The sequence below is a fragment of the Labrenzia sp. THAF187b genome (genome assembly GCF_009363375.1).
GTDB classification, from domain to species: domain Bacteria; phylum Pseudomonadota; class Alphaproteobacteria; order Rhizobiales; family Stappiaceae; genus Roseibium; species Roseibium algicola.
The window spans coordinates 4,790,637-4,813,935 of record NZ_CP045344.1 but is presented as its reverse complement, the minus strand read 5'-3'; the positions used below and the strand labels follow the sequence as shown (position 1 = coordinate 4,813,935).

Below are 23,299 nucleotides of genomic sequence, written 5' to 3'. Positions count from 1 at the left end.
GTCCCGGCGACATGTGCCGGGTGGAATCAAAGGACCCGGAGATGACCGACCCGACTGCTCCCTGGCCGACGGAACTACGCGTATCGAAAGACAAGAAGAGCCTGACTGTTGCTTTCAACACGGGTGAACGGCACGAATTGTCTGCTGAATATCTCCGGGTGTGTTCACCTTCGGCGGAAGTGAAGGGCCACAATCCATCCCAGAAGCAGACCGTGCCCGGCAAACGCAACGTCGAGATCATGAAGATCGAACCTGTCGGCAACTATGCTGTCCGTATCCATTTTGACGACATGCATAATTCTGGGATTTTTACCTGGACGTATTTCCTCGAGCTAGGCAGAGATCCGGAAGCACACTGGGGTGTCTACCTGCAGGAACTGGCGGACAAGGGCCTGACACGGGATCGTTGATTGAGAGCAGGCCGAGCTGGCTGAAGCCAGCTGGAATCAGATATAAAGGGCGAGGCTCGACCCAAGCCATCCCCCTCCATCAGGAGCAGCAGCCGAACTGCAGGGTCGTTTCATACTGGCAACCAGACGATCGTGCGTTCGCATAAGGAGGGACAGCGGCTGATGCACTCGATCTGGAGGTCGCACCATGAAACTTACTGCACCCGTTTTCCGCCTGAAGCGTGAAGCCAGGACACTCGCCCGCAGCAAATCCATCGCGTTGAGCCGGGCGTTGGACGAAATTGCTGTTCGCGAAGGTTTCAGAAGCTGGAGCCATCTCGCATCTGCTGTACGCGACCAAGGACCGTCGGTCAGGCTTTTGTCAGCGCTTGAACCAGGCGACATGGTCATCCTTGGTGCACGGCCAGGGCACGGCAAAACGGTGCTGGGGCTTGAGTTGCTTGCAGAAGCGGCCAAGGCCGGCAGAACGTCCGTGTTCTTCTCGTCAGAATGTTCTTATCGCGATGTTCGTATGAAGCTTTCCGCCAGCGGATACCGCGATCCGGAAAAATCGGGAACGTTCCGGATTAGGCTTTCCGACAACGTCTGCGCCGAGAAGATTGAAGAGACGCTGGCTGATGTTGTGCCGGGCTCCATAGCCGTCATCGATTATCTTCAGGTCATGGATCAGCATCGCTCGCAACCTCCGCTCGGTGCGCAGATCGAGGAGCTGAGACAATTTGCAAACAAGCGGCGTATCACGCTTGTCTTCCTGTCGCAGGTTCATAGAAGCTTTGATCCCGAGATCCGGTCACTGCCAGGGTTCTCCGATATCCGCACAACCAATCCTGTCGATTTATCGCACTTCGACAAGGGCTGTTTCCTGCACGACGGCGAGATGATGCTGTCCGGACATTGAGTTGCCCTTCCGGTCTTTGGGATCACCGGCCGGTGTCCTGCTGAACGCAGGGCACCGGTTGCTTGCACGTCTTGAAACGTCCTGGGTTTTCGCGGGCTAATTAGAGTTGTGGCTGGCTAAAGTCCGAGTTCACTCAGGCCAGGATGGTCTGCCAGGCGCGGGCCCTGAGGCCAGTGCATCTTGCGATCATTCGCGGAAATGGCGAGATCATTGATGCTGGCAAATCGGCGATGCATCAGTCCATTGGGTGCGAACTCCCAATTCTCGTTGCCGTAGGAGCGGTACCATTGGCCGGCCGCATCGTGCCATTCGTAGGCAAAGCGAACAGCAATCCGGTTGCCGGCAAAGGTCCACAGTTCCTTGATCAGGCGGTACTCCTGTTCCCTCTGCCATTTGCTGGTGAGGAATTCCACCACTTGCTCCCGCCCAACCGGAAAGTCCGACCGGTTCCGCCAAATGGTGTCCGGTGTATAGGCTAGCGAGACCTTCTCCGGGTTCCGGCTGTTCCAGCCGTCTTCCGCAGCACGCACCTTCTGGCGGGCGGTCTCAAGGGTAAAAGGCGGCAGCGGGGGGCGCTGTTCTGTCATCGCGCAAGCTCCAGGGTCTGAATTTGAGGAGACGAGGCCAACCCCGCATGAAGGCGGGCGTCCAGCGGCTGGGGGGCCGGGGTCAAGGCTGATGTGATCACAAGTACCCCGGCAACAAGTGCGCCGAAGAGGTAGAAGCCGCGCGGATATGCAGGTCTTGGTGAGAACATGGGTTTGCCTCGCAGTGTTAAACAGATAAAAGTGTACCGTTCTGTTCAGTTACGAGTTATATATGTACCGATCTGTACATGATAGCAAGGCGCTAACTTCGTGCTTGAGATCATTAAAACGTGAGGAGGTCGTGTTTCAGCTATTTGGGCAGCACCTATTTTGGGCATCTTGAACGATCGCTGATGTTTGACTATTTACAAGTCAGTACAGAAAGGAAGCTCATGCGACCAAGCAAACGCGATGAACTGGTACGCAAGTCTCTGGCTGTCTTTTACAGAGACGGTTTCCATGCGACCGGCATGGATACGCTTGTTGCTGAAACAGGCATCTCCAAGACGACGATGTTCAAGCATTTCAGAACCAAGGATGATTTGATCCTGGCGGTGTTGAGATACCGGGACGAGACTTTCCGGAACTGGTTCCTGCGCAGGCTGGATGAACGCGATATTTCGCCAAGGCAAAAGCTGCTCGCAGTTTTTGATATTCTGAAAGAGTGGTTCGAAGAACCCGGTTTCAAGGGATGTATGTTTATCAAGGCATCGGCTGAGTTTCAGGAACCAGTACACCCTGCATATGCCCAGTCCACCGAACACAAGCGCCTGCTTCTGTCGGCACTCAAGAGCCTTGCGGAAAAGGCGGGGGCTCGCGAGGCGGATCTGCTGGCACGTCAGATCCTCCTTCTCAAGGAGGGGGCAATCGTTGCCGCTCAGATGGGGTTCGACCCGGATCCGTCAGGCGCGGCAAAGAACGCGGCAGCGGTGCTGATCGATGCCTACATCCCGGAAAATTGATCAAGTCTGGGATCTAGATGTGAGCATCAAAAAAAAGCCGGGCAGGGCCCGGCTTTATTTCTTGATAATTGGTGCCGCAGTTTAGCGCTTCACGATGACCTTCGAACCAACAGTCACGCTGTTGTAGAGGTGGATCACGTCTTCATTTGCCAGACGGATACAGCCGGAAGAGACAGCCGAACCGATGGTCCACGGCTCGGTCGTGCCGTGAATGCGGTAGAGTGTCGAGCCGATGTACATCGCGCGAGCACCCATCGGGTTGTTCGGTCCACCCGGCATGTAAGCCGGAAGGATACGGCCTTTCGCACGTTCACGAGCACGCATCTGTGCAGGCGGGGTCCAGCTCGGCCATTCAGCCTTGCGGGTGATGCGGTGCGTGCCGGCCCACTGGAAGCCATCCTTGCCAACGCCGACGCCGTACTTCATGGCCTTGCCACCAGGCAGGACATGATAAAGACGGCGCTCGGAGGTATCGATGACGATCGTGCCTGCAGGGTACGGGCCATCATATTTCACGCGCTTGCGTTTGACCGGGGACGGGCCGCCCGGGTGATATTTCGGAGTGACCCAGGTGTTGGTGCTGTGGTCAAAGTAGCCATATCGCGGAGCTGCCTGAGCGGTCAGCGCAAAAGCGCCCGCCAGAACCGCAACCATTACAAATAAAAGTTTCTTCATTCCGATCCCCCATCAGCATCGGGCTCATGCCTCAACGATGCGATTCTCAATCAAAGTGACGTTACGAAAATGTCCTTGCCGCACTCTTAATTATTATGTCGCAAAACGGCGTTCGGGAAAATCTCACGTTGATGTGACCACCGACCATGTCCTGGGTCTGTGCTGAAATTGCAACGGATTTTTCGTGAAAAACGCGACGAAGACGCGTTCGCTCGCTGAGATTGTGGAATTTGCCCGTCTTGGCATAAATCGTCAGCTATCTTTGATCCGGATTGGGCGATTCTGTGCCTGTTTCCGAATCGTATGACCGCGATCCAAATCGCGCCAAAACGGCGCGTGGCTACTGTTGTTGGTCTGTCGACAGACAAAAAAGAACCCGCGGCAAAAACCGCGGGTCTGGTGTTTTCAACTGAAGCGGCGTTCAGCCGAGGTTCAATTCCTTGAAGAAGTCGTTGCCCTTGTCATCAATGACGATAAAGGCCGGGAAATCCTCGACTTCGATTCTCCAGACGGCTTCCATGCCCAGTTCCTCGAACTCGACCACTTCCACCTTTTTGATACAATCCTGCGCAAGGCGAGCGGCCGGACCGCCGATGGAGCCGAGATAAAACCCGCCATGAGCCTGGCAGGCGCGGCGCACCTGAGCGGAACGGTTGCCTTTGGCCAGCATGACCATGGAACCGCCAGCTGCCTGGAACTGATCGACGTAAGCGTCCATGCGTCCTGCGGTTGTCGGACCGAACGAACCTGAAGGCATTCCCTCCGGTGTCTTGGCCGGGCCAGCGTAATAGATCGGATGGTTCTTGAAATAGTCGGGCAGGGGCTCGCCGCTTTCCAGCCGGTCGCGCAGCTTGGAATGGGCAAGGTCGCGGGCAACGATCAGCGGTCCGGAAAGCGACAACCGGGTCTTGATCGGGTGTTTGGAAAGTTCGCCCAGGATTTCGGACATCGGCCGGGTCAGGTCGACCTTGACCACATTGTCGGACAGGTGGTCGTCGGTGACCTCCGGCAGGTATTTTTCCGGGTGCATCTCGAGCTGTTCCAGGAAAATCCCGTCTTTCGTGATCTTGCCGACGGCCTGCCGGTCCGCAGAGCAGGACACGGCGAGGCCGATTGGCAAGGACGCGCCGTGACGCGGCAGGCGGATGACACGCACATCGTGGCAGAAATACTTGCCGCCGAACTGGGCACCGACGCCGGTTGCCTGGGTCAGTTTGTGGATCTCGGCTTCCAGCTCAAGGTCACGGAAGGCATGTCCGAGTTCCGACCCTTGCGTCGGCAGGCCGTCAAGATAGCGGGCCGAAGCCAGTTTTGCTGTCTTGAGGTTCATTTCCGCAGACGTGCCGCCGATGACGATGGCAAGGTGATAGGGCGGGCAGGCAGCAGTACCGAGCGTGAGGATCTTTTCCTTGAGGAATTCCACCAGCCGGTCATGCGTCAGCAGTGATGGTGTGCCCTGGAACAGGAAGGTCTTGTTGGCCGAACCGCCACCCTTGGCCATGAACAGGAACTTGTAGGCATCTTCACCTTCGGCATAGAGCTCGATCTGTGCCGGCATGTTGTTGCTCGTGTTTTTTTCCTCGAACATGGAAATCGGCGCAAGCTGGGAATACCGCAGGTTCTTTTTGAAATAGGCGTCCCGGGAACCTTCGCCGAGTGCCGCTTCGTCCGACCCGTCGGTCCAGACCCGACGACCCTTCTTGCCCATGATGATTGCGGTGCCCGTGTCCTGGCACATCGGCAGAACACCGTGGGAGGCGATGTTCGCGTTTTTCAGGAGGTCAAACGCAACGAATTTGTCGTTCTCGGTCGCTTCCGGATCTTCCAGGATCTTCTTCAGCTGTTCCAGGTGGCCTGGACGCAGGAAATGGTTGATGTCCTTGAAAGCCTCTTCGGCAAGAAGGCGTAGACCTTCAGCTTCGACAACCAGTACCTCTTCGCCGTTGAACTCGGCTGTCTTGACGTGGTCCGACGTCAGTTTCCGATACGGGGTCTTGTCTTCTCCCTGAGGGAAAAGGGCGCTGTGCTGATAAGCTGGAGGTGTGAGCGGAGCGTTCATAGGAGGCTTTCCTGATCTGGCTGCTTCCCGTCACATCGGGAAACGCTGGAACGTTGAGTGCTGTTCTCATACGGCAAAAAGGCTGCGGACGCCAAGTGCCGCAGCCTGATCAAATGGTCGGAGCCGGAAGGCTTGTTTGCCGAACGCGATGTCAGCGGATCGCCGTAAGATCCAGGGTAACGGTGACGATATCTCCGACCGTGTCGGTACCGACGCCGCTGCCAAGCTGATAGTCGAGCCTGTTGACGATGGCCGTCCCCTTTGCTGTGGCGGTGTCGCCCGCGATGTCCAGGGTGAAATCCATCTCGACCGGCTGGGAAATTCCCTTGATGGAGAGCGTGCCCTGTGCCCGGTAGCTGTTGCCTTCGACAAGCTCGACAGTGTCGGACGTGAATTCAGCCGTCGGGAAGTCCCCGGCGTTGAACCAGTCCTTGCCAGGCAGGGTGCCATCGAACTGGGCATTGCCGGTGGTGGCGCTCATGGGTTTGATTTCAGCGCTGATCTTGGCGGTTTCAGGGGTCGCAGGATCAAAATCGATGTCTGCTTCCCAGGACGCGAAGACGCCAGTCAGCGTGCCGCCTCCCTGTTTCACTTCAAAGCCGAGCTTGCTCTTGTCCGGATCGACTTTCCAGGTGTCGGCAAACGCCGGTGCGGTGAAGGTCGTCGCCGACAGGACTGCAACGGCATATGTAAAATGCTTCAATGTCATCTGCGGATTTCCAGTTCGTGTTGTCAGCTATCGGCTTTGGCGGGTGCGGTTGAAATCATGCGTTTCAACGTGGTGTCGCGGGCGATGAAGTGGTGTTTCAGCGCTGCTGCGACATGAACGGCAATCAGCGCGATCAACAGATAAGCCCCATATTCATGCAGCAGCTTGAAGAAGGTTTCCGCCTGTTCCTGCGAACCAAGCACACCTGGAACCGGCAGATGCGGCACTGGCCAGGTGTTGAACAGGATGGTCGGAATGCCCCACGGCGAAGCCGACACCATGAACCAGCCGGTCAGTGGCAGAGCAAACAGAAGCGCGTATAGGCCGACATGTCCCAGATGCGCCCCGACCTTTTCCAGCGGGTGCATGTTGTCAGGCAGTTTCGGCGAAGGATTGAGAAGGCGCCAGACAAGACGGAGCACGGCAAGCGTCAGCACCACAAAGCCGATCGACTTGTGCAACTGATAGAGCTCAAAGGTTGCCTGTTCGGTTGGCGGAAGCTGGTGCATGTAGAGGCCGAGGCCAAGCATGCCGATGATCAAGACGGCCATCGTCCAATGGAACGCAATGGCGATCCTTCCATACCCGGTTGAAGTGTTTCGCAGCATGGCGGCTCCTGGAAAACGGAGGCCGGTCTGTCCGGCCTCCGAGGGTGTTCACTTAGTTGGTCGCGTCGGACTTCAGAGCTTCGGAATGGAAGGTCACGGTAATGTCGTCACCTACATAGGGAACATACATGTCCATTCCATAGTCGGAACGCTTCAGAACTGTGGAAACGGCAAAACCGGCAGCTTCCTTTTTCGCCATCGGGTGCTCACCAAGTGCAGTGACATCAACGGTCAGGGTCACCGGCTTGGTGATGTCCTTGATGGTCAGGTCGCCGGTCACTTCCAGCTGGTTGTCACCGGTCTTTTCGACCTTGGTGCTCTTGAAGGTCGCCTTCGGGAATTTTTCTGCGTCAAAGAAGTCCGCGCTCAGGAAGTGCGCGTTGCGCTCTGCCCAGAACGTGTCGAGGCTGCCGACGTCGATCGTGAATTCGATGGAGGAATTGGCAGGTGTGTCCTTGTCGATCAGCAGCGTGCCTTCCCATTCGCCGAAACGGCCTTCGGTCGTGGAGTAGCCAAGGTGGTTATAGGAGAAAGCCAGGTTGGCGTGGGACTTGTCGAAGTCGTAGGCCACCGGTTCGGCAAGGGCGGTGCCTGCGACGAGGGAAAGGGCAAGCGCAGAAGCTGCGAGACGGATCATGATCAAACCTCATAGATGTTACCAGAAGCGTTCGCTCATGAACGCTGCAGACTGGAACATAGGAAGAAAATTGTGCGGTGCAATTTGACTGACTGTTCGTAAATGCTGAACAATAATTCAGTTGATTTCTTCACCGTTAACTGTGTGGCTTTGGAAAGATTTTCAAGCGTCAGGGGGATAGAAAGTCGACCCTGCGGTATCGGGTGAGAATCGCGATAGAGTTCCGAGCCTGAAGTGAATTGTTCAGTCATTCAATTATGGGTTGTCGCAGCCGGTAAGTACATGAAATTGCGAGGGAAGTTGCAGTGTCATCATTTCATCAAGAATTTCAGGCACCTGTTTCATCGACTTCCCTCTAGAGTGGCCGTTTGCCAGCCCTATCCAAGCTCCGGATATCACTCTGGAGACACAGGAGACCTAACCGTGAAACAAGCCGTCGTTGTGTGCCACCGCGGAGCCAGCCTTCAGGCTCCGGAAAACACGATTGCCTCGCTCGAGGGAGCAATTGCGCTTGGCGCCGAGGTTGTCGAGTTGGATGTTCGACCGTCCAGGGATGGCATCCTCTACGTGATGCACGATGCAACTGTTGACCGGACGACGGATGGAAGTGGCCGAATTTCGGATATGACTTCCGACGAAATTGACCGTCTTGATGCAGGAAACTGGTTCAAGGAGACCTTCAAGGGCGAGCGAGTTCCAAGGCTCGATGCGTTTCTGGATACCTGCAAGGGCCGTATTGGCACCTATGTTGAGATCAAGGAAGGCGACCCCGCGGAAATTCGCGACATGCTGGCAGTCCGCGGCATGCTGAGTGACGCCTGGACGTTTTCGTTCGATCAGGCAATCCGCGCTGAAGCCCGTGCTAAGGTACCGGACCTGCGGCGCATGGTTCTTTACGCTCACGTTGGTTCGGTCGAGCGCGCCGTTGCCCAGGGTGCGCATATCCTGGAATTCCATGAGGATGACCTGGAAGAGAATCTCATAAACGAGGCAAAGCAGGCCGGATTGATTACGCAGATGTTCTACGCCGGGTCTGAACGAGCCGTTTTCGAGAAAGCCGTGCGCTGCGGCGTCGAGCAAATGAACATCGACCAGGTCGAAATTTTCAAGTCCGTGGAAAAAGAGCTTTTGGCAACAGTCTGACGCTCCAGCGTGATGCAAATTGCACTGCGACGGAAATCATTGACTGGCGTGGCCGGGAACTTACGGGTTCCTGGCCGTTTTGTTTTGGAATGATTGAAAAAATATTTTGAGCGTCATACGCCATTTCGATCAGGGATCGCAGGTATCTATGATTGTGATTTTTCTCTAGTTATCCAAAAACACAATCTTAAATAGTTTTAATATTAAAATTTTATCTAATATGGGAAAAAGTTGGAAACGTTAGATGATAGAACAATTTTTACTAAAAGAATGAAATAAAAAGGTTTCCCATTATAATTCAAGTCTTGTTAACGGGGGCGGAATAGCTTGCCGAGCTTCCGAAGCTGGGCCAAGAGAGGGCTCCCATGTCCAACAAAATAAACGTCAATTGCTCAGGTCAGGCCAGTTGCATGGCAGCAAAAGCTGATGACGTTGGACAGTTCTGGGATCTCCGGATGCGGTTGGCAGCGTCGCTTCTGCTGGCTGCCCTTATGGCCTTCTGGTTTTCTCAAGAGGCATTGTCGCAAGACGCGGAGACAGGTGGCACGCCGTGGCACTGGTCGGTCGAACGCGTCAGCGGCCGGGTCATGGTGCAAACCCGTGCCGGCGAGACCTTTGCCGTCAAGCGTGGCATGACGGTGCGCAAGGGATGGAAGATCAAGACCGGCGGTGGGCGTGTAGTCATCAATCGGGGTGAAGAAACATTCGTTGTTTCTCCAAATTCTGTTGTGACGCTTGAGCCGAAGGGCGTGCTGATCAAGCGAATGGTCGTCTACCAGGACCTTGGTCAGGTAGATGTGGACGTAAAGCGCCGGTGGTATCGGCATTTCAAAGTGGAAACCCCTTTCCTTGCCGCTGTTGTCAAAGGAACTCAGTTCAGGGTCAAGGTCGGCAACAGGACTGCGTCGGTCAATGTGGGGCGGGGCGTTGTCGGTGTTCATGACTTTGCATCCGGAGATCGTGCCGACGTAGGCGCCGGTCAGGCGGCCGCCACCAACCCTTCGCGCCGCGTCGGTTTATCCGTCAGCGGAAAGAACAAGCCTGCGGTGCGTTCTGGCCCCAAACGGGCTCCTTCATTCGAAACACGCGTCGTGAAGAACGTGCCAGCTACCAAAGTTGAAGCAAGAGCTGCCAATGGCGGCAACCGGGGCAATGCTGGAGATTCCCGCTCGGGGAACAACGGCAATGGCAACTCCGGTGGCAATGGCAACGGCAACTCCGGTGGCAACGGGAATGGCAACTCCGGTGGCAACGGAAACGGTAATTCCGGCGGCAACGGAAACGGTAATTCCGGCGGCAACGGCAACGGTAATTCCGGTGGCAACGGAAACGGCAATTCCGGTGGCAACGGCAACGGCAATTCCGGCGGCAACGGCAATGGCAATTCCGGTGGCAACGGCAATGGCAATTCCGGTGGCAACGGAAATGGCAAGGGTCGGTAACGCCAATCCGTCTGCGAAAAGGTATCGCTCGGGATATTAAGTCTCGCTGCTGCTGAAGACGTTCCAGGAATATGACGACAAGCAATCCGTATTGGCGGATACAAGTCGTGGAGGTCGGGCTGGGTAACTCCGTATTTTACGGAAGATTACCTAGCTCCTTTCTGTTTTGAAGTAGTCGTTTATCGCAACTAGTGACGAGCATAGGCAATATTTTCCGCCTGTCTTCACGTTGGGTTAAACGCTGAAATGCTACACAGGATGTGTAGAACTCAATAAACCTGTCCGTGGGTTCTGCGCACGGCATTGACAGTCAGTCGTAACGTGTTGAAGAGCAAGATGAAAAAAGACGCTATGTATTCAGTCGAGCGGAAAGCAGGATCACTTCTGCGGGTCCTCTTGCTTGCAGCTCTGGTTCTGCTTCCTGCTACTGCGAATGCTTCGGACTGGGTTGTCAAACGTGTGTCCGGCATCGTTTATTTCGTTGCGCCTGGCGTGGAAGCTTTCCGTGTCAAAAAGGGCATGGTGTTTGAAAAAGGCTACACCATCGGAACCAGGGCAGGTGCCCGCGCTCTCATAGGCAGAGGCAGCGAAACCATCGCCGTTGGGCCGAACACCACCTTTGCCATGTCGGCATTTCGCAGCAATGGAGCAAAGACCACACTGCTGCAGAGAAAAGGGACGATCGAGATCGATGTTGAAAAACGGCAGCAGCCGCATTTCACCGTCGAAACCCCGTTCTTTGCCGCTGTGGTCAAAGGCACGCGATTTGAGGTCAATGTCCAGGGCAAGCAGGCTCGCGTTTCCGTCGAACGTGGCGTCGTCGCTGTGGAAGATTTCGCCTCCGGCGACAGGGTGGACCTGACAGCCGGTCAGGCTGCAGCCAGTGCACCGTCGAGCCGGGTTGGCCTGTCTGTAAGCGGTCGCACCAAACCGACCGTAAAACCTGGAGCCAAGCGCGCGCCTGCATTTGAAACACCGGCCGTGAAAAACGTGCCGTCAAATGCAGCGGAAGCGAAATCGGCGAACTCGAACGGGAATGCCGGCAAAGGCAACAACAATTCCGGCGGCAATGGCAACGGAAATTCCGGTGGCAAAGGCAACAACAATTCCGGCGGCAATGGCAACGGAAATTCCGGTGGCAATGGTAACGGCAATTCCGGTGGCAACGGCAACGGGAATTCCGGTGGCAACGGAAATGGCAATTCTGGAAGCGGGAACAACAACGCAGGCGGAAACGGTAACGGCAATTCCGGTGGTAACGGGAACGGGAATTCCGGTGGCAACGGAAGTGGCAATTCCGGAAGCGGCAACAACAATGCCGGCGGGAACGGCAAAGGAAATTCCGGAAACGGAAACGGAAAAAACAAGAATTGACGGTAATCAGGATGCCGCAGGTGCGAGGCTTTGCCTCTGACACCTGAAGTGCGGACTGAGAAAGTGGGCGGTGGGTGTGCTGATCGGAAGCTCTGAACAGCGGAAACGGATAGCGAGCGCGGTCTTGATCGTGGTCGGCGTGATCGCCGCTGTGGCTGTTCTGCGCACGGTCGCCCTGACCACGGCTTTCGATCGGTTTCTCTGGGAGTTTCGTTTCCACACGATCGAAAGACCGGTCTCCGGCGACATCGTGGTCGTGGATATCGATGCCAGAAGCCTGAATGAACTTGGCGTATGGCCATTGCCGCGCCGTCTTTATGCCGACCTGACAGATCATCTGGCTGAAGCGGGCGCCCGCGACATCGTATTCGACATCGATTTCAGCTCAACTTCCAATCCTGAAGATGACACGCTGTTTGCAGCCGCGATCGAGCGCGCCGGGAACGTCAGCCTTGCCACGTTCCTGCAAGCTGCTTCGGCTGAACAGGATGCCGGGCAAGTCGTCAACCAGCCGATCGAACAGTTTCTGAATGTAGCCTGGCCGGTCGTCGTCATGGTTCCGATGGAAACCGACAGCCGCATCTGGCGAAATCTGTACGGTTTCGAGATCAATGGGAATTCGGAGATCTCTGCTGCGGCTCTCCTGGGCGAGTACACCGGAGACGCAGCTGGAAGTTTCGGCATTGATTACAGTATCTCACTGGAACAGATGGAGCGGGTATCGCTTGTTGATGTCCTGAACAAGTCAGCGGCCCCAGGTCTGTTTCTGGACAAGAAGGTGATCGTCGGTGCAAGTGCGCAGGAGCTTCGAGACCTGTTTCCTGTTCCCGTCTACGATGTCTTGCCGGGAAGCATAATTCAGGCACTCGGGGCCGAAACGCTGTTGCAGAACAGGGCAATGGAAGTCAGGGGTGAGGGGATTGCGGTCCTGTGGGCACTTCTCGTCTTCTTCGCTCTGCTTCTGACGAAAATCGAAGGCTGGGCCCTCAAGATCAGCATTCTGGCGCTCTGCGCGCTAATGTTTGAAATTGGTGCCATTGCCATCCAGAAGTCGGCTCCCGTTCTTGTGCCGACCGCAAGCTCGCATCTCATTCTGCTGTTGGCAGCCGCAAGCATCGTCCTGCGGGAACTGGGCTTTCACAAATTCCTCTCGCACATCGCCAACGTCAGACGCCGCAACAGCGAGCGTATGCTCGGTCTTGTCTTCGACGACAGCTTTGATGCAATCGTCGTCCTTCAGAATGACGGTCGTGTCTCCGCTGCAAGCCAAATGGCCCGCTCATTGTTCCAAAGCGATGCTCTTGTCGGTAAGCCTGCCAGGAATGTACTGCCGCTGGAACTGGTTGAGGAAGCTCTGTCAGTGCTTGCCGACACCGGAAACCGTCAGCCTGTAACCAAGATCCTGGACATGCGCCTGGACGATGGTAGACGCCGGTTTATCGAATATGTCGTCACGCGCTCTGAACGCACGATCGCGAAATCGAAGAAACTGCGCGATATGGAAACCGAAGCGGTCGCCTGTCTGACATGTCGGGATGTGACGGAAGAAAAGGAATCCGCGGAACGCCTTGCTTATCTCGCACGGTTCGATCCAAGCACCGGGCTTTTCAACCGGAACGGTTTTGAAGAAGAAGTTGCCGCAACGCTTAAGCTGGCTCGCGGCACAGGACAGGAAGTTTGTCTGGTTCAATTCGCGATCGCCAATTTCGATCAGATCGTTGCTTCGCTCGGATTTTCCTACGGAGACCAGCTTCGTGAAACGGTCGCGATGCGTCTGAAAAGCCATCTTTCCGCGCACACGACATGGGCAGCCATTACAGCAGATGTATTTGCAGGCGTATTTCGCTGTGAGCCGGATCAGGATCTGGCGCTGATCGAGACACTCCAGGAAGTGATTGGCGAAGACTACAAGATCGAAGGCGCCAGGATCTCGGTGCAGCTCAAGTTCGGATACATCGTTTCCAGTGGAGACATGACACCCGAGCATCTCTTGAAGAAATCCGGCAATGCCCTTGCCAAAGTCCGGCGAAACAACCGGTCGCCGGTCCTGCGTTTTCTGCCGGAGATGGACGCAGCGCTGCAGCGCCGGCGCCAACTGGAGACGGAACTCTTCAAGGCTATTGTCCGCGACGAGTTGCACATGGTCTATCAGCCACTCACCAATCTGGCCGACCGGTCGATCTTCGGTGTTGAAGCCTTGCTGCGATGGGACCATCGGGAACTGGGACCGATCTCACCCGCCGAGTTTGTCCCGATTGCCGAGGAGAATGGTTATATCGTGGAATTGGGTGCCTGGGCATTGAACAGGGGAATGAAGGAAGCGCTGACCTGGTCGAGCCACCTCCGTCTGTCCATCAATGTGTCGGCCATACAGTTCAGCCGCGGCAATCTTGTTGCCACTGTCGGCGAGGCGCTGCAAAGAACCGGATTCCCATCGGACCGCCTGGATCTCGAGATCACGGAATCCCTGTTCATCGATGAAACGCTCGACCTGAAGTTCGCCATGGAAGAAATGCGGGCGTTCGGCTGCAGCTTCTCACTGGACGACTTCGGAACCGGCTATTCCTCGCTCGGCTATCTGCCCAAATATCCGTTCTCGAAGATCAAGCTCGACAAGACGTTTGTTCGCCAGTCGATTGCCAGCAAACAGGACATCTCCGTGATCGAGGCAGTTCTGCATATGGCGAAGGGCTATGGAATGTCCGTCATCGTCGAGGGCATCGAAACCGTTGAACAGGCCGAGCGGCTTCGCGAACTGGGCTGCAAGTACGGTCAGGGCTACCTTTTCGGGCGGCCCATGAGTTCCGCCAATCTCCAGTCGACACTGCTCAACGCGGCGTAATGCGTCCCGGCGTTGGGCCGGGACGCAACGCAACTACATGCCAAGGCCGCCGATGCAGCTGTATTTCACGTTCAGATAATCGTCCAGGCCATACTTCGAGCCTTCGTTGCCCATGCCGCTGTCCTTGACGCCGCCAAAGGGAGCAACCTCCGTCGTGATGACACCTTCGTTGACCCCGACAAGACCATACTGAAGCTGTTCCATGACGCGGAAGGTGCGGCCAAGATCCTTGGTATAGAAGTAGCAGGCGAGACCGAATTCGGTGTCATTGGCAAGTCGCACCGCTTCTTCTTCGGTGTCGAACTTGAACAGAACGGCAAGTGGGCCAAAGGTTTCTTCGCGCGCCACTTTCATATCGGACGTCGCCTTGGTGATCAGTGTCGGCTCGAAAAACGTTCCCGGTCCGTTGGGGCGGTGTCCGCCAGTAATCAATTCACCACCCTTGGACAGTGCATCCTGCACGTGATCAGCGACCTTTTCGACCGCAGCCTCGTTGATCAGCGGGCCTTGGGTCGTTCCGGCTTCAAGACCGTTGCCGACCTTCAGCTGCGCTGCCATCGCGTCCTTAAGCTTCTGGGCAAAGGCGTCGTAGACGCCTGCCTGCACATAGAGCCTGTTGGCACAGACACAGGTCTGTCCGGAGTTGCGGAACTTGCTGGCAATTGCCCCTTCGACGGCCTTGTCGAGGTCGGCATCGTCGAAAACGATAAAGGGCGCGTTGCCGCCGAGCTCCATGGAGATCTTCTTCATGTTGCGGCCAGCATTCCCGGCCAGCAGCTTGCCGACTCGGGTTGAACCGGTGAACGTCAGTTTCCGCAAGACGGGGTTCTCGCACATCTCCTCGCCAATCGCCGGTGCGTCACCTGTGATGATGTTGATCACGCCCTTGGGAAGACCGGCCTTTTCCGCCATCACGCCGTAGACCAGCGCCGAATAAGGGGTAAATTCTGCAGGCTTCATCACCATCGTGCAACCAGAGGCCAGGGCGGCGCCAAGCTTGCGGGCAATCATCGAATTCGGAAAATTCCAGGGAGTGATCGAGCCGACGACCCCGACAGGTTCCTTGGTCACCAGAATGCGGCGGTCTGCCCAGGGCGAAGGGATGGTGTCGCCATAAACCCGTTTGCCTTCCTCGGCAAAGAAACGGATGTATTTCACACCAAGCGCAATCTCGCCTTTGGCTTCTGCAAGCGGCTTGCCCATCTCCGTGGTCAGGAGGGCAGCCAGGTCGTCCAGGTCGGCCATGATGGCATCGCAGAGAGCGTGCATATGGTTGGCCCGCGCCTCTGCCGTCAATGCTTTCCAGGCGGGAAGCGCGGCCTCGGCAGCCACAATCGCCCTTGCGGTTTCAGGACGCCCGCAGAAGGGAACGGTTCCGATCGTCTCACCGGTCGCAGGGTTGGTTACGGCAACGGTCTGTCCGCTGTCCGCGTCGCTCCATGCTCCGCCGATAAACACTTTTTCCTTCAAGAGTGCAGCATTCAATGACATGGGTAGTTTCCTGAACCGTGAGAGGGGCAGACGCTGGCGGTCTGACGGATCGCCCGGCAGGGAGTGCATTCTGACGAATGCGAGGAGCGGAGCCAGAAAGGCTGGAGGGTCCAGCATTCGGATTTCGCTCGAATCCGACCAGGAAATCGTTGACCTAGAGATAGGGGGGAGGCGTGAGGTCTGGCAAGCGCTTTTCCCGGCCAAGCGTACTGGTGCCGGAAAATAGCGGGCAGACAAACAAGCAGTCAGGCCATGGTCTGGCGACCCAAGACGGTCGGGGATCCGGATGATGCACTTAACGCCTGCGCCGCAGGACACTGGTCCCATTGCTTTGCAGAAATTTGCGCCAAGCAAATCAAGCGCTTGAAAACGGCCACCTTTCTATTGGCAGCCGTCACAAGAAGAATGGTCAGTCAGCGAAATGGATCAGCCTTCAAGACGATCCTGCAGCGTGGCAATCTCGTCGGCAAGTGCCTGAGCCTGGCGCTGGACCCTGTCGAGGGCAACACGCATGCTGTCGAGATCGGAGGTCGTGCTGCTTTCCGAAACCGGCGGCGTACCGCGGCCAACCAGCAGCCACGTCGGGCTTACATTCAAGATACCGGCAAGCAAAACGAGCTTGTTGGAACGCGGTTCGGACCGGTCACTTTCCCAGCTCTGCAGGGTGGATGTCTTGATGCCCAGCCGACGTGCAAGCTGGGCGGTCGAAAGATTGGAGGCATCGCGCGCCTTGCAGATCCGTTCACCCAGAGTGTAGTCACTGCTGTTCACCGACATGATTGCACCCCCGTCATTCACGGCTGTCTCCGTCACCGAAAAAACGGTTTCCTCCGGATGGGACGGAGTATTTCTCATAAATTGTTTGGTCATGGCAGGCACACTCGCACGAGACGCGAGTGCACCGCAACCGTTGGCGGGCAATTTGTCGCAATCGCGGTTTCCAGCGGCGGCTACACGCTTCGCCCCTGTCAGATTTGCCGGGAACGGGAGTGGGCTCAATACTCGCGTTCAAAAAAGATACCGGCCTTAGAAGATCCGTCCGCACCAACTTCACCACGGACCTTCAGCCCGCGGTCCAGGTCAATGTCGACCTTCACCCGGCTGGAGCCGGTACCCGTGCCTTGTTCAACACCGACATAGATGTTGTCGTTGATGTATTTGCCGACAGCGACAGAAGGGCCGTTGTCCCCGTCCGTGTTGATGTCGATGGCATCCAGGCCCAGAGATTTCCGGATCGTGGCAAGCGGTCCGTTGTCGCTGCCCCCGGTGAGCGTGGCTATGGCCGCCGCAAGCCGTGCCACCTGTGTGGGCGACAGGTTGCCGACGCTCTTGCCGAACAGAAGCAGTGCCAGAACTTCATCTTGCGGAAGTTCGGGAGACGAGGAGAACGCGATCTGGGGATCGTCTGCCTCACCGCTCACGGTAACGGTGATGGTCGTGTCGCTCACCACTGTCGTTGCCGCAAAGTCGAGGACAGGCGTCAATGAGCCCTCGAATGTGGCATTGCCGCGAGAGAAAATCAGGCGGCGTGTGAGAATGTCGAGCTGGCCACGCTTCAGTCCGAAAGCACCGATTGCCTGCGGCGAGGCCGTTGTACCGACGATCTTGAGATCGCCCTGTAGTTCCGCATCAAGACCACGACCGCGAATGAAGATCCGTCCCGGTGCGGACAGGACGATGTCCAGACGCGGCGGGAAGGTCTTTTGCTGCGTCTGTGTTTGGGAGACTTCGCCACCAAGTTCTGCAACCTGCTGCTGGATCGCCTTAGAAGCATTGATATGCCGAACATCAACGGGAGGTATCGCACCGGGCAGATACTCGGGAATTGAGACATCCGCCTTGTTGATCGATACCTGCCCACTGATAAGGGCTGATGCGCTGGTGGAAGCAAGCGGACCGGAAACCTTGAGATCTGCATTCACTTCCGCAGTCACCAGGCCAGGATCGACATAGCGCCCATTGTCCAGTTTCAGGCTGAGATCCGCCGGAAAACCGTCCTTCATGCCAACGGTACCTGACGCCGACATGGAACCGCCCGTCGCAAGGTCACCTGCAATGCCGTTCAGCGACGCTTGGTTCTGGCTGACAGAAGCTGTGCCGCGAATGTTCTGAACAGTGATACCTGTCGACAGGCTGGTGATCTTCAAACCGTTGGGCGTGGCAGTGATCTGGTAAGTGGGGGTTGCCGCAGAACCGCCGACATTGCCGCTCAGGGCGATTGTACCTTCACCGCGCAAACCTGCCTCGATCATGGGGCGTCTGAGAGCGGCGGTCGGCACGTTGCCATTCAGGGTAAGAGCAATCGGATTGGGTTTCTGCAGCCCGACCGTTCCCGCAGCCGTGAGATTCAGTCCATTCGGATCGCTGACCTTGGTTGTCTGGTCGATCCGGTTGTCCTTCAATGTGCCTGAGGTCGACAGACTGAGCGCGGCCAGACCGTTGTTTCGCAACTCGTTTGCCGTCAGACCTGTTCCGGAGATCGACCAGGTCGCCTCTGGAGCCGATGAGCTTCCGGTCGCAGACACCTTCCCGGACAGAGCACCGCCGAGACCAAGCGAGGGAACAAAGGCGTTGGCAAGATTGAGCGGAATGGATGTCAGGTTGGCGTTCAGGTCAAGCGTCTCGCCGGCCTTGCCTGACAACGCAAGCGAGCCATTGCCAAGCTGAAGCTCCAGTGGTTCGATCGTCGCTTCACCGGCCGCATAGGAAATGGTCGTCGGCTGCTTCAACTGGCTGGCGATACCCTGATATCGCATGGCAAGCTCTGAAAGGGCGACGACGTAGGAGCCAGCTTCCGGTTCGTTCACCTGCGCTGCAAGCGTCACGCCATCCTTGCCGTTCTTGTCCAGCTTGACGTCCGCCGTGATTGCGGTGCCGCCATTTTGAGGCTGGGCCTGAAGGCTGACCGCATGAACCGGGGTCGCGTCTGTCAGGATGTCTGACAGCTGAATGTCCGCAGTGACGGTTTCCGGCTCGTATGGGGCAGTAAGATTGGCCTTGAGCTTCACGCTGCCGAGACTGACTGCGGGCACGCTGATATCGCTTCCGGAAACATCAAGTGCGAGTTGCCGCGTTTCCGGATTGGCTGTCACGGTACCTTGAATACGTCCGGCGATTTCCGTCAGGAGGAGCGGAGAGAGCGAGGCAAGGTCCGGAGCATCGATGTTCAACGTGCCCTTGAGCGTTTCAACAGGCTTGTCGAGGTCTGCCAGAGAAAGTTCACCGGTCACGGTGTTGCCGGCCAGTTTTACGGAAAGCGGGCTGACACTTGCCCCACCGTCCTTGCTGGTAAGCTCGACATCAACCGCAATGGGTTGGCCATTCAGGCTGGCACTGCTGGTAATCTTGGCTGTAGGCGCGGCTGGGTTGGCCATTGCCTCTGCAGAAAGCTTCAAGTCATCCAGTGGTGTGCCTGCGAGCATGATCTGCTTTGAAGAGGCGACCGCCTGCACTTCAAGCGCATCGATCGGACCTTCCGTGCTCGCTTCGAGTTCCAGCGAGCCGGCAAGTTGCGGGTTGACCTTGGCGAGATCGGCAAGGCTGGTCGTCAGGCTGGAACTGAGTTCGTTCTGCCGGTAACGGGCATTCCCTTCCGCATCCAGCGCCTTGTTCGAAACAGCGAGACTGGTGACGGTAATATCGTCCACGCCTTGAAGATCGACAGACACGTCGATGCGTGTTTCACCCTCAAGAAGCGCGTCGGCCTGAGGAATTGCCGTTCCGACATCCCTGGTGACGAGAGCGCTGGTGATCGTGCCCGACAGTTGGCTTGGATCAAGATCCAGTGAAAATGTTCCGTTCAAAGCACCGGCCAGATCACGGCCTGCCAGGCCTGACAGACGGGAAAGGTCGGCGAGCGAAAGCGTGCCCGATCCGTTGACAGCGTGGGCTGACAGGTTCGTGTCCGACAGAGCTAGCGAGGCGACAGCGGTTGAAAGGGTAAGGTCCTTGATCTCAGCCGATTGGGTTGAGCCGTTCACGGCGCCCGTAGCCTTCAATTCAAGCGAACCGGTCAAAGGCTCTGTTTGCGGGGTAATGCCTTCCAGCCTGTCAATGGCGAGCGATAGCGAGAAGGGGGACGTCAGACTTCCTTCGGAGAGATCCGCTCCATTCCCGAAGGACGTCAGCGTGATGGCTCCAGTCCTGGCTTCCGTTGTCTGCAGTGACTTAAGGTCAATCTTGGTTTGCCAGTCGACCGCGGAACGTTGTCCGGAAACGCGTACCATTCCGCTCAAGGGACCGAAGGCAATGCGCCTCTCGCCAAGGTCGAGCGCAATCAGCGCGTCATTCCCGGCACTTACGGCAAGATCCGCCGTGGCGTTGACGGCATCGTTCTCAAGATCAGCTTTTGCTTCCAGGGAAAGCGTTTGTGTTTTCAAAGTCAGGTTGGCCGAAAGAGGGGCGAACTCCGTAGAGAACCTGGCAGCTCCTTTGGCATTTGTCGTTCCGAGCAGAAATGCTTGTGCCGCGGGAGGTGCAAGTGGCGCGAGATCACCATCCAGATCGAAGGCCAGATGCCGTTCGGATGCATTTTCCTCGATTTTTGCCGAACCAGTGACGGTGGTCCTGCCATCGAGAGCCACACTCAGGTTCGCTGCCCAGTCGGTCAGGGGACCATCACCTTTGAGCGACAAATCCAGCGCGGGCAGGTCGGGAACTTCAAGAAGACGTGCTGCAAGGCCCCCACGCGGTTCGGACACTTCAATATCGAAGGCAAGCGTTTCGGCGGCGGGTTCAAACTGTGCCTTGGCCACAAGACCGGCTTCTATCCCGTCGATCCTGTGCAGGTCGAGATCGGCAGTGACAAGTGCCGGGTCGAGCGCGAAAGAGCCTGATCCTGCGGCCGTCAGGGAGACAGGTACACCCAGTAGGGGAGCTCCGAGGTTGATTTCGTCAAGGCCCAGACGTTCTAGAGTGACGTTAAATGGCAGCGAGACACCGCCCGATGAACTGCTCTCCTCTGTCGCGGCAACCTCTTCAGCCGGTGGCTGGACAGGTGTTCTTTCCAGATCTATCCGGGATGCGGTGAGAGAAGAAATATCGAGTGTGCCGGCAAGGAGCCGCATGGGATGCCAGTCGGCTGCAACGTTCTCGACGTTCAGCCAGGTTCCTTCCTTGTCGGCCAGGGAGACCTTTCCGACTTCAGCCTTCAGCCCAAAGCTGATGTACAAATCTTCGATCGTGATGATCTGATTGTCGGACGAGGCAAGCGTGCTGACGACGCTGGACACAAAGGTGCGGCCCGCCGGCACTTGCAGCGCACAAAGGGCGAGGACGGGAACAGCAATCGCAACCGCGATCAGGAATCCGAAGATTCGCAAGGAAAGTTTCAGAAAACGCATCTGCGTTAGAATGCCTGGCTCAAACCTACATAAAGGGCGAAGTCCGGGTCATCCTGTCCCGGATCCAGCGGCACCGCAGCATCGACTCGAAGCGGGCCTATTGGAGTAAAGTAGCGCAGACCAGCACCAACGCCCACCTTCAGGCTCTCGGAAAAATCAGGAATGCTGTCTTCGTATGCATTACCTGCATCAACAAATCCAACGATTCCAATAGTTTCGGTTACCATGACGCGAACTTCACCGGAAAGCTCGATAATTGAGCGTCCACCGGTAACTTCACCATCCTTGCGTGGGCCGACGTTGCGATAGGCGTAACCCCTGATGGACCCGCCACCACCGGCGATGAACCGCCGGCTGGCGGGAACCGATTCCACGGACGGCGCCAGGATCGACCCTGTGGAGACACGGCCCGCAAGAATGAAGCGCTTGGCCTGATCGAGCGCATAGTAACTGGAAACAGTGCCTTTGATGAAACCCATCGCGTTGCTGTTCAGGGTATCGTAAGCGGGCTCTGCAAACAGGGCAGCGAAAATCCCCTTGGACGGATTGAGCTTGTCATCACGATTGTCGAAGGTCAGGTCCGCCGGCAACCCGACCAGCAGGTAGTCGCCTTCGCCGAAGGCGTCTTCTTCCTTGGCGTAAAAGACCTCCGCGCCCGCGCGGCCTTTCAGCTGCTCGGAAAACTCCCTGTTGAGATAGGCGTCATAGGTAATCGACCGGCTTTTGTAGGCATCGGGATGTTCCTGGCGTGCCTGCAGGCTGGTCGAAAAGCTGGTAAGCGGGCCGAAAACGCCTGGCTTTTCAAAGGCAATCCGGGCCGAGTACTCCATGTCGAGGACGCTCTCGTTGCCGATCCTGCCAACGGATCCTTCGACAGAGAGCAATTCGCCGCGGCCGAAGAGGTTTCTTCTGCGCCAGTAGGATTCGACACCAAAGCCCTCGGTGCTGGACCAGGAAGCACCGGCACCGATCACGTGGCGCTTGCGCTCGCTCACCTCGATGGTGACCGGCATGGTGCCGTCTGGGCCTTCGATTTCCCCTTCCACGAGCCGGATGGACGAGAAGATGCCAAGTTCGTTGAGCCGTTTGCGTGCACGGGCCAGGTCTTCAGGCGAATAGACGCCTCCGACCGGAAGCATTGCCTGCTGGACGACGAAATCCGGGTCGGTGACTTCCGTACCCTTGACCGAGACCGGGCCGAAACGTGCCTGGTGGCCGGCATCGGCGATCAGCGCCACGGCGAGGGTGTTGGTGCTATGGTCCGCGGTTATCCGGCGTTCTGCAATCCGCGCCTTCGGATATCCGCGATCGCGCAGAACCGCGATCATGCGCTTTTCCGCCGTCAGGATCTTGCCGGAAGCAGCGACCTCGCCTTTCGCGAGGCCCCAGAAGGACGGGTCGGTGGACAGATCGCCGTCCTGGGACGACACGTCGATATTGCTGAAGGTGAAGACCGGCCCCGGATTGACCAGGATCTCAACCTTCACCGGCCGAGCGTCAGGCAAATCACTTTGTTCAAGAGCGGTTTCAAGCGGAATGCCTGCAAGCGTGATATCGACAGTTCCACCGTAGCGGCCATCGGCATAAAGCTGGGCGATCAGCCGTTCGCGATCAGAAAGAGAGCGTGCGAGCAGGCCTGCCTCGCCGGAGGGAGGCTTTTCCTGTTGCTGCACCAGCAGCGAGGCGTCTTTCAATTCCTTGGTGAGATCATCCGCACCATTGGAGATTGTCAGGTCTGCCTCATAGGGCAGGGGATCAGGAACAGCGTTGGCTTCGTCTTCCGCCGATTCGAAAAACTTCCAGCCGAAGATTTCAAAGGAATTTGCGGGAAGGGGAGCTGCAAGAAGAAGGGCACAGGCCAACCCAGCGCCAGCCGGGCGCAAGGCAACAAAAGAAACACCGCCAGCCAACCAGGCTGCCAATGAGGAAAATGCGTTGAAACGCCTGCCGGCGAACCTGCCGGACTTGCAAGACGGTAGACCCTTCACTCACTGCCGCCTGTTTAATTGGTCAGCCGAATTGCGTCTGATTACAGCGCAATTCAACCATCTGCGTTTGCAGCCCCTACGTTACGCACCTTAAAGGGCCATGGTTAAGCGAATACAAACACGATAGACCAT

General features: G+C 56.9%; 17 protein-coding genes. 7 read left to right on the top strand and 10 right to left on the bottom strand.

Translation table 11 applies throughout. The features are described from left to right. Positions 1–41 precede the first annotated feature (41 nt). Positions 42–410, top strand: a complete 369-nt coding sequence (locus FIV03_RS22100) for a DUF971 domain-containing protein (RefSeq protein WP_055656473.1) — start codon at positions 42–44, stop codon at positions 408–410. Positions 411–597: 187 nt separating this feature from the next. Continuing rightward, positions 598–1,308 (top strand): DNA helicase, encoded by a 711-nt coding sequence (locus FIV03_RS22095; protein WP_152510983.1) that lies wholly within the window; start codon positions 598–600, stop codon positions 1,306–1,308. Positions 1,309–1,424: 116 nt separating this feature from the next. On the opposite strand, the gene FIV03_RS22090 is transcribed toward FIV03_RS22095, so the two are convergent. Beyond that, entirely contained in the window at positions 1,425–1,895 is a 471-nt protein-coding gene (locus tag FIV03_RS22090) for a nuclear transport factor 2 family protein (RefSeq protein WP_152510982.1), read from the bottom strand. 392 nt (positions 1,896–2,287) lie between these two features. Here FIV03_RS22090 and FIV03_RS22085 point away from each other — a divergent pair, with 392 nt between their 5' ends. Further along, positions 2,288–2,857, top strand: coding sequence for a TetR family transcriptional regulator (locus FIV03_RS22085; protein WP_152510981.1), 570 nt, complete (start codon positions 2,288–2,290; stop codon positions 2,855–2,857). A gap of 81 nt (positions 2,858–2,938) precedes the next feature. Here FIV03_RS22085 and FIV03_RS22080 read toward each other — a convergent pair whose 3' ends face one another. The 5 genes from FIV03_RS22080 to FIV03_RS22060 all read right to left on the bottom strand — a co-directional run bounded on the left by FIV03_RS22080 (position 2,939) and on the right by FIV03_RS22060 (position 7,545). Then, entirely contained in the window at positions 2,939–3,532 is a 594-nt protein-coding gene (locus FIV03_RS22080) for a L,D-transpeptidase (protein ID WP_031268808.1), read from the bottom strand. Between the two features lie 421 nt (positions 3,533–3,953). Continuing rightward, complete coding sequence (locus FIV03_RS22075) at positions 3,954–5,591, bottom strand: fumarate hydratase (protein WP_075283804.1); 1,638 nt, start codon at positions 5,589–5,591, stop codon at positions 3,954–3,956. Between the two features lie 151 nt (positions 5,592–5,742). Next, positions 5,743–6,300 (bottom strand): YceI family protein, encoded by a 558-nt coding sequence (locus FIV03_RS22070; RefSeq protein ID WP_152510980.1) that lies wholly within the window; start codon positions 6,298–6,300, stop codon positions 5,743–5,745. Between the two features lie 23 nt (positions 6,301–6,323). Beyond that, entirely contained in the window at positions 6,324–6,908 is a 585-nt protein-coding gene (locus FIV03_RS22065) for a cytochrome b (protein WP_152510979.1), read from the bottom strand. A 52-nt stretch (positions 6,909–6,960) separates the two neighbouring features. Then, positions 6,961–7,545, bottom strand: a complete 585-nt coding sequence (locus FIV03_RS22060; RefSeq protein WP_022999451.1) for a YceI family protein — start codon at positions 7,543–7,545, stop codon at positions 6,961–6,963. Between the two features lie 423 nt (positions 7,546–7,968). Here FIV03_RS22060 and FIV03_RS22055 point away from each other — a divergent pair, with 423 nt between their 5' ends. The 4 genes from FIV03_RS22055 (at position 7,969) to FIV03_RS22040 (ending at position 14,346) form a co-directional block, all read left to right on the top strand. Then, complete coding sequence (locus FIV03_RS22055) at positions 7,969–8,688, top strand: glycerophosphodiester phosphodiesterase family protein (protein ID WP_077293029.1); 720 nt, start codon at positions 7,969–7,971, stop codon at positions 8,686–8,688. A 410-nt stretch (positions 8,689–9,098) separates the two neighbouring features. Then, entirely contained in the window at positions 9,099–10,130 is a 1,032-nt protein-coding gene (locus FIV03_RS22050; protein ID WP_209009747.1) for a FecR domain-containing protein, read from the top strand. A 336-nt stretch (positions 10,131–10,466) separates the two neighbouring features. Further along, positions 10,467–11,504 (top strand): FecR family protein, encoded by a 1,038-nt coding sequence (locus FIV03_RS22045; protein ID WP_209009746.1) that lies wholly within the window; start codon positions 10,467–10,469, stop codon positions 11,502–11,504. Positions 11,505–11,580: 76 nt separating this feature from the next. Continuing rightward, positions 11,581–14,346, top strand: coding sequence for an EAL domain-containing protein (locus FIV03_RS22040; RefSeq protein WP_209010125.1), 2,766 nt, complete (start codon positions 11,581–11,583; stop codon positions 14,344–14,346). A gap of 33 nt (positions 14,347–14,379) precedes the next feature. Here the strand turns inward: FIV03_RS22040 and FIV03_RS22035 are convergent, their stop codons facing one another. The 4 genes from FIV03_RS22035 to FIV03_RS22020 form a co-directional block, all read right to left on the bottom strand. After that, positions 14,380–15,837, bottom strand: coding sequence for an NAD-dependent succinate-semialdehyde dehydrogenase (locus FIV03_RS22035; protein ID WP_152510978.1), 1,458 nt, complete (start codon positions 15,835–15,837; stop codon positions 14,380–14,382). A 426-nt stretch (positions 15,838–16,263) separates the two neighbouring features. Then, positions 16,264–16,635, bottom strand: a complete 372-nt coding sequence (locus tag FIV03_RS22030; protein WP_228148044.1) for a helix-turn-helix domain-containing protein — start codon at positions 16,633–16,635, stop codon at positions 16,264–16,266. Positions 16,636–16,832: 197 nt separating this feature from the next. Then, on the bottom strand, positions 16,833–21,158 hold the full coding sequence (locus tag FIV03_RS22025) for a translocation/assembly module TamB domain-containing protein (protein ID WP_209009744.1): 4,326 nt from the start codon (positions 21,156–21,158) through the stop codon (positions 16,833–16,835). Positions 21,159–21,184: 26 nt separating this feature from the next. Continuing rightward, positions 21,185–23,167: an autotransporter assembly complex family protein gene (locus FIV03_RS22020; protein ID WP_209009743.1), complete on the bottom strand. Its 1,983-nt coding sequence runs from the start codon at positions 23,165–23,167 to the stop codon at positions 21,185–21,187. Positions 23,168–23,299: the final 132 nt, after the last annotated feature.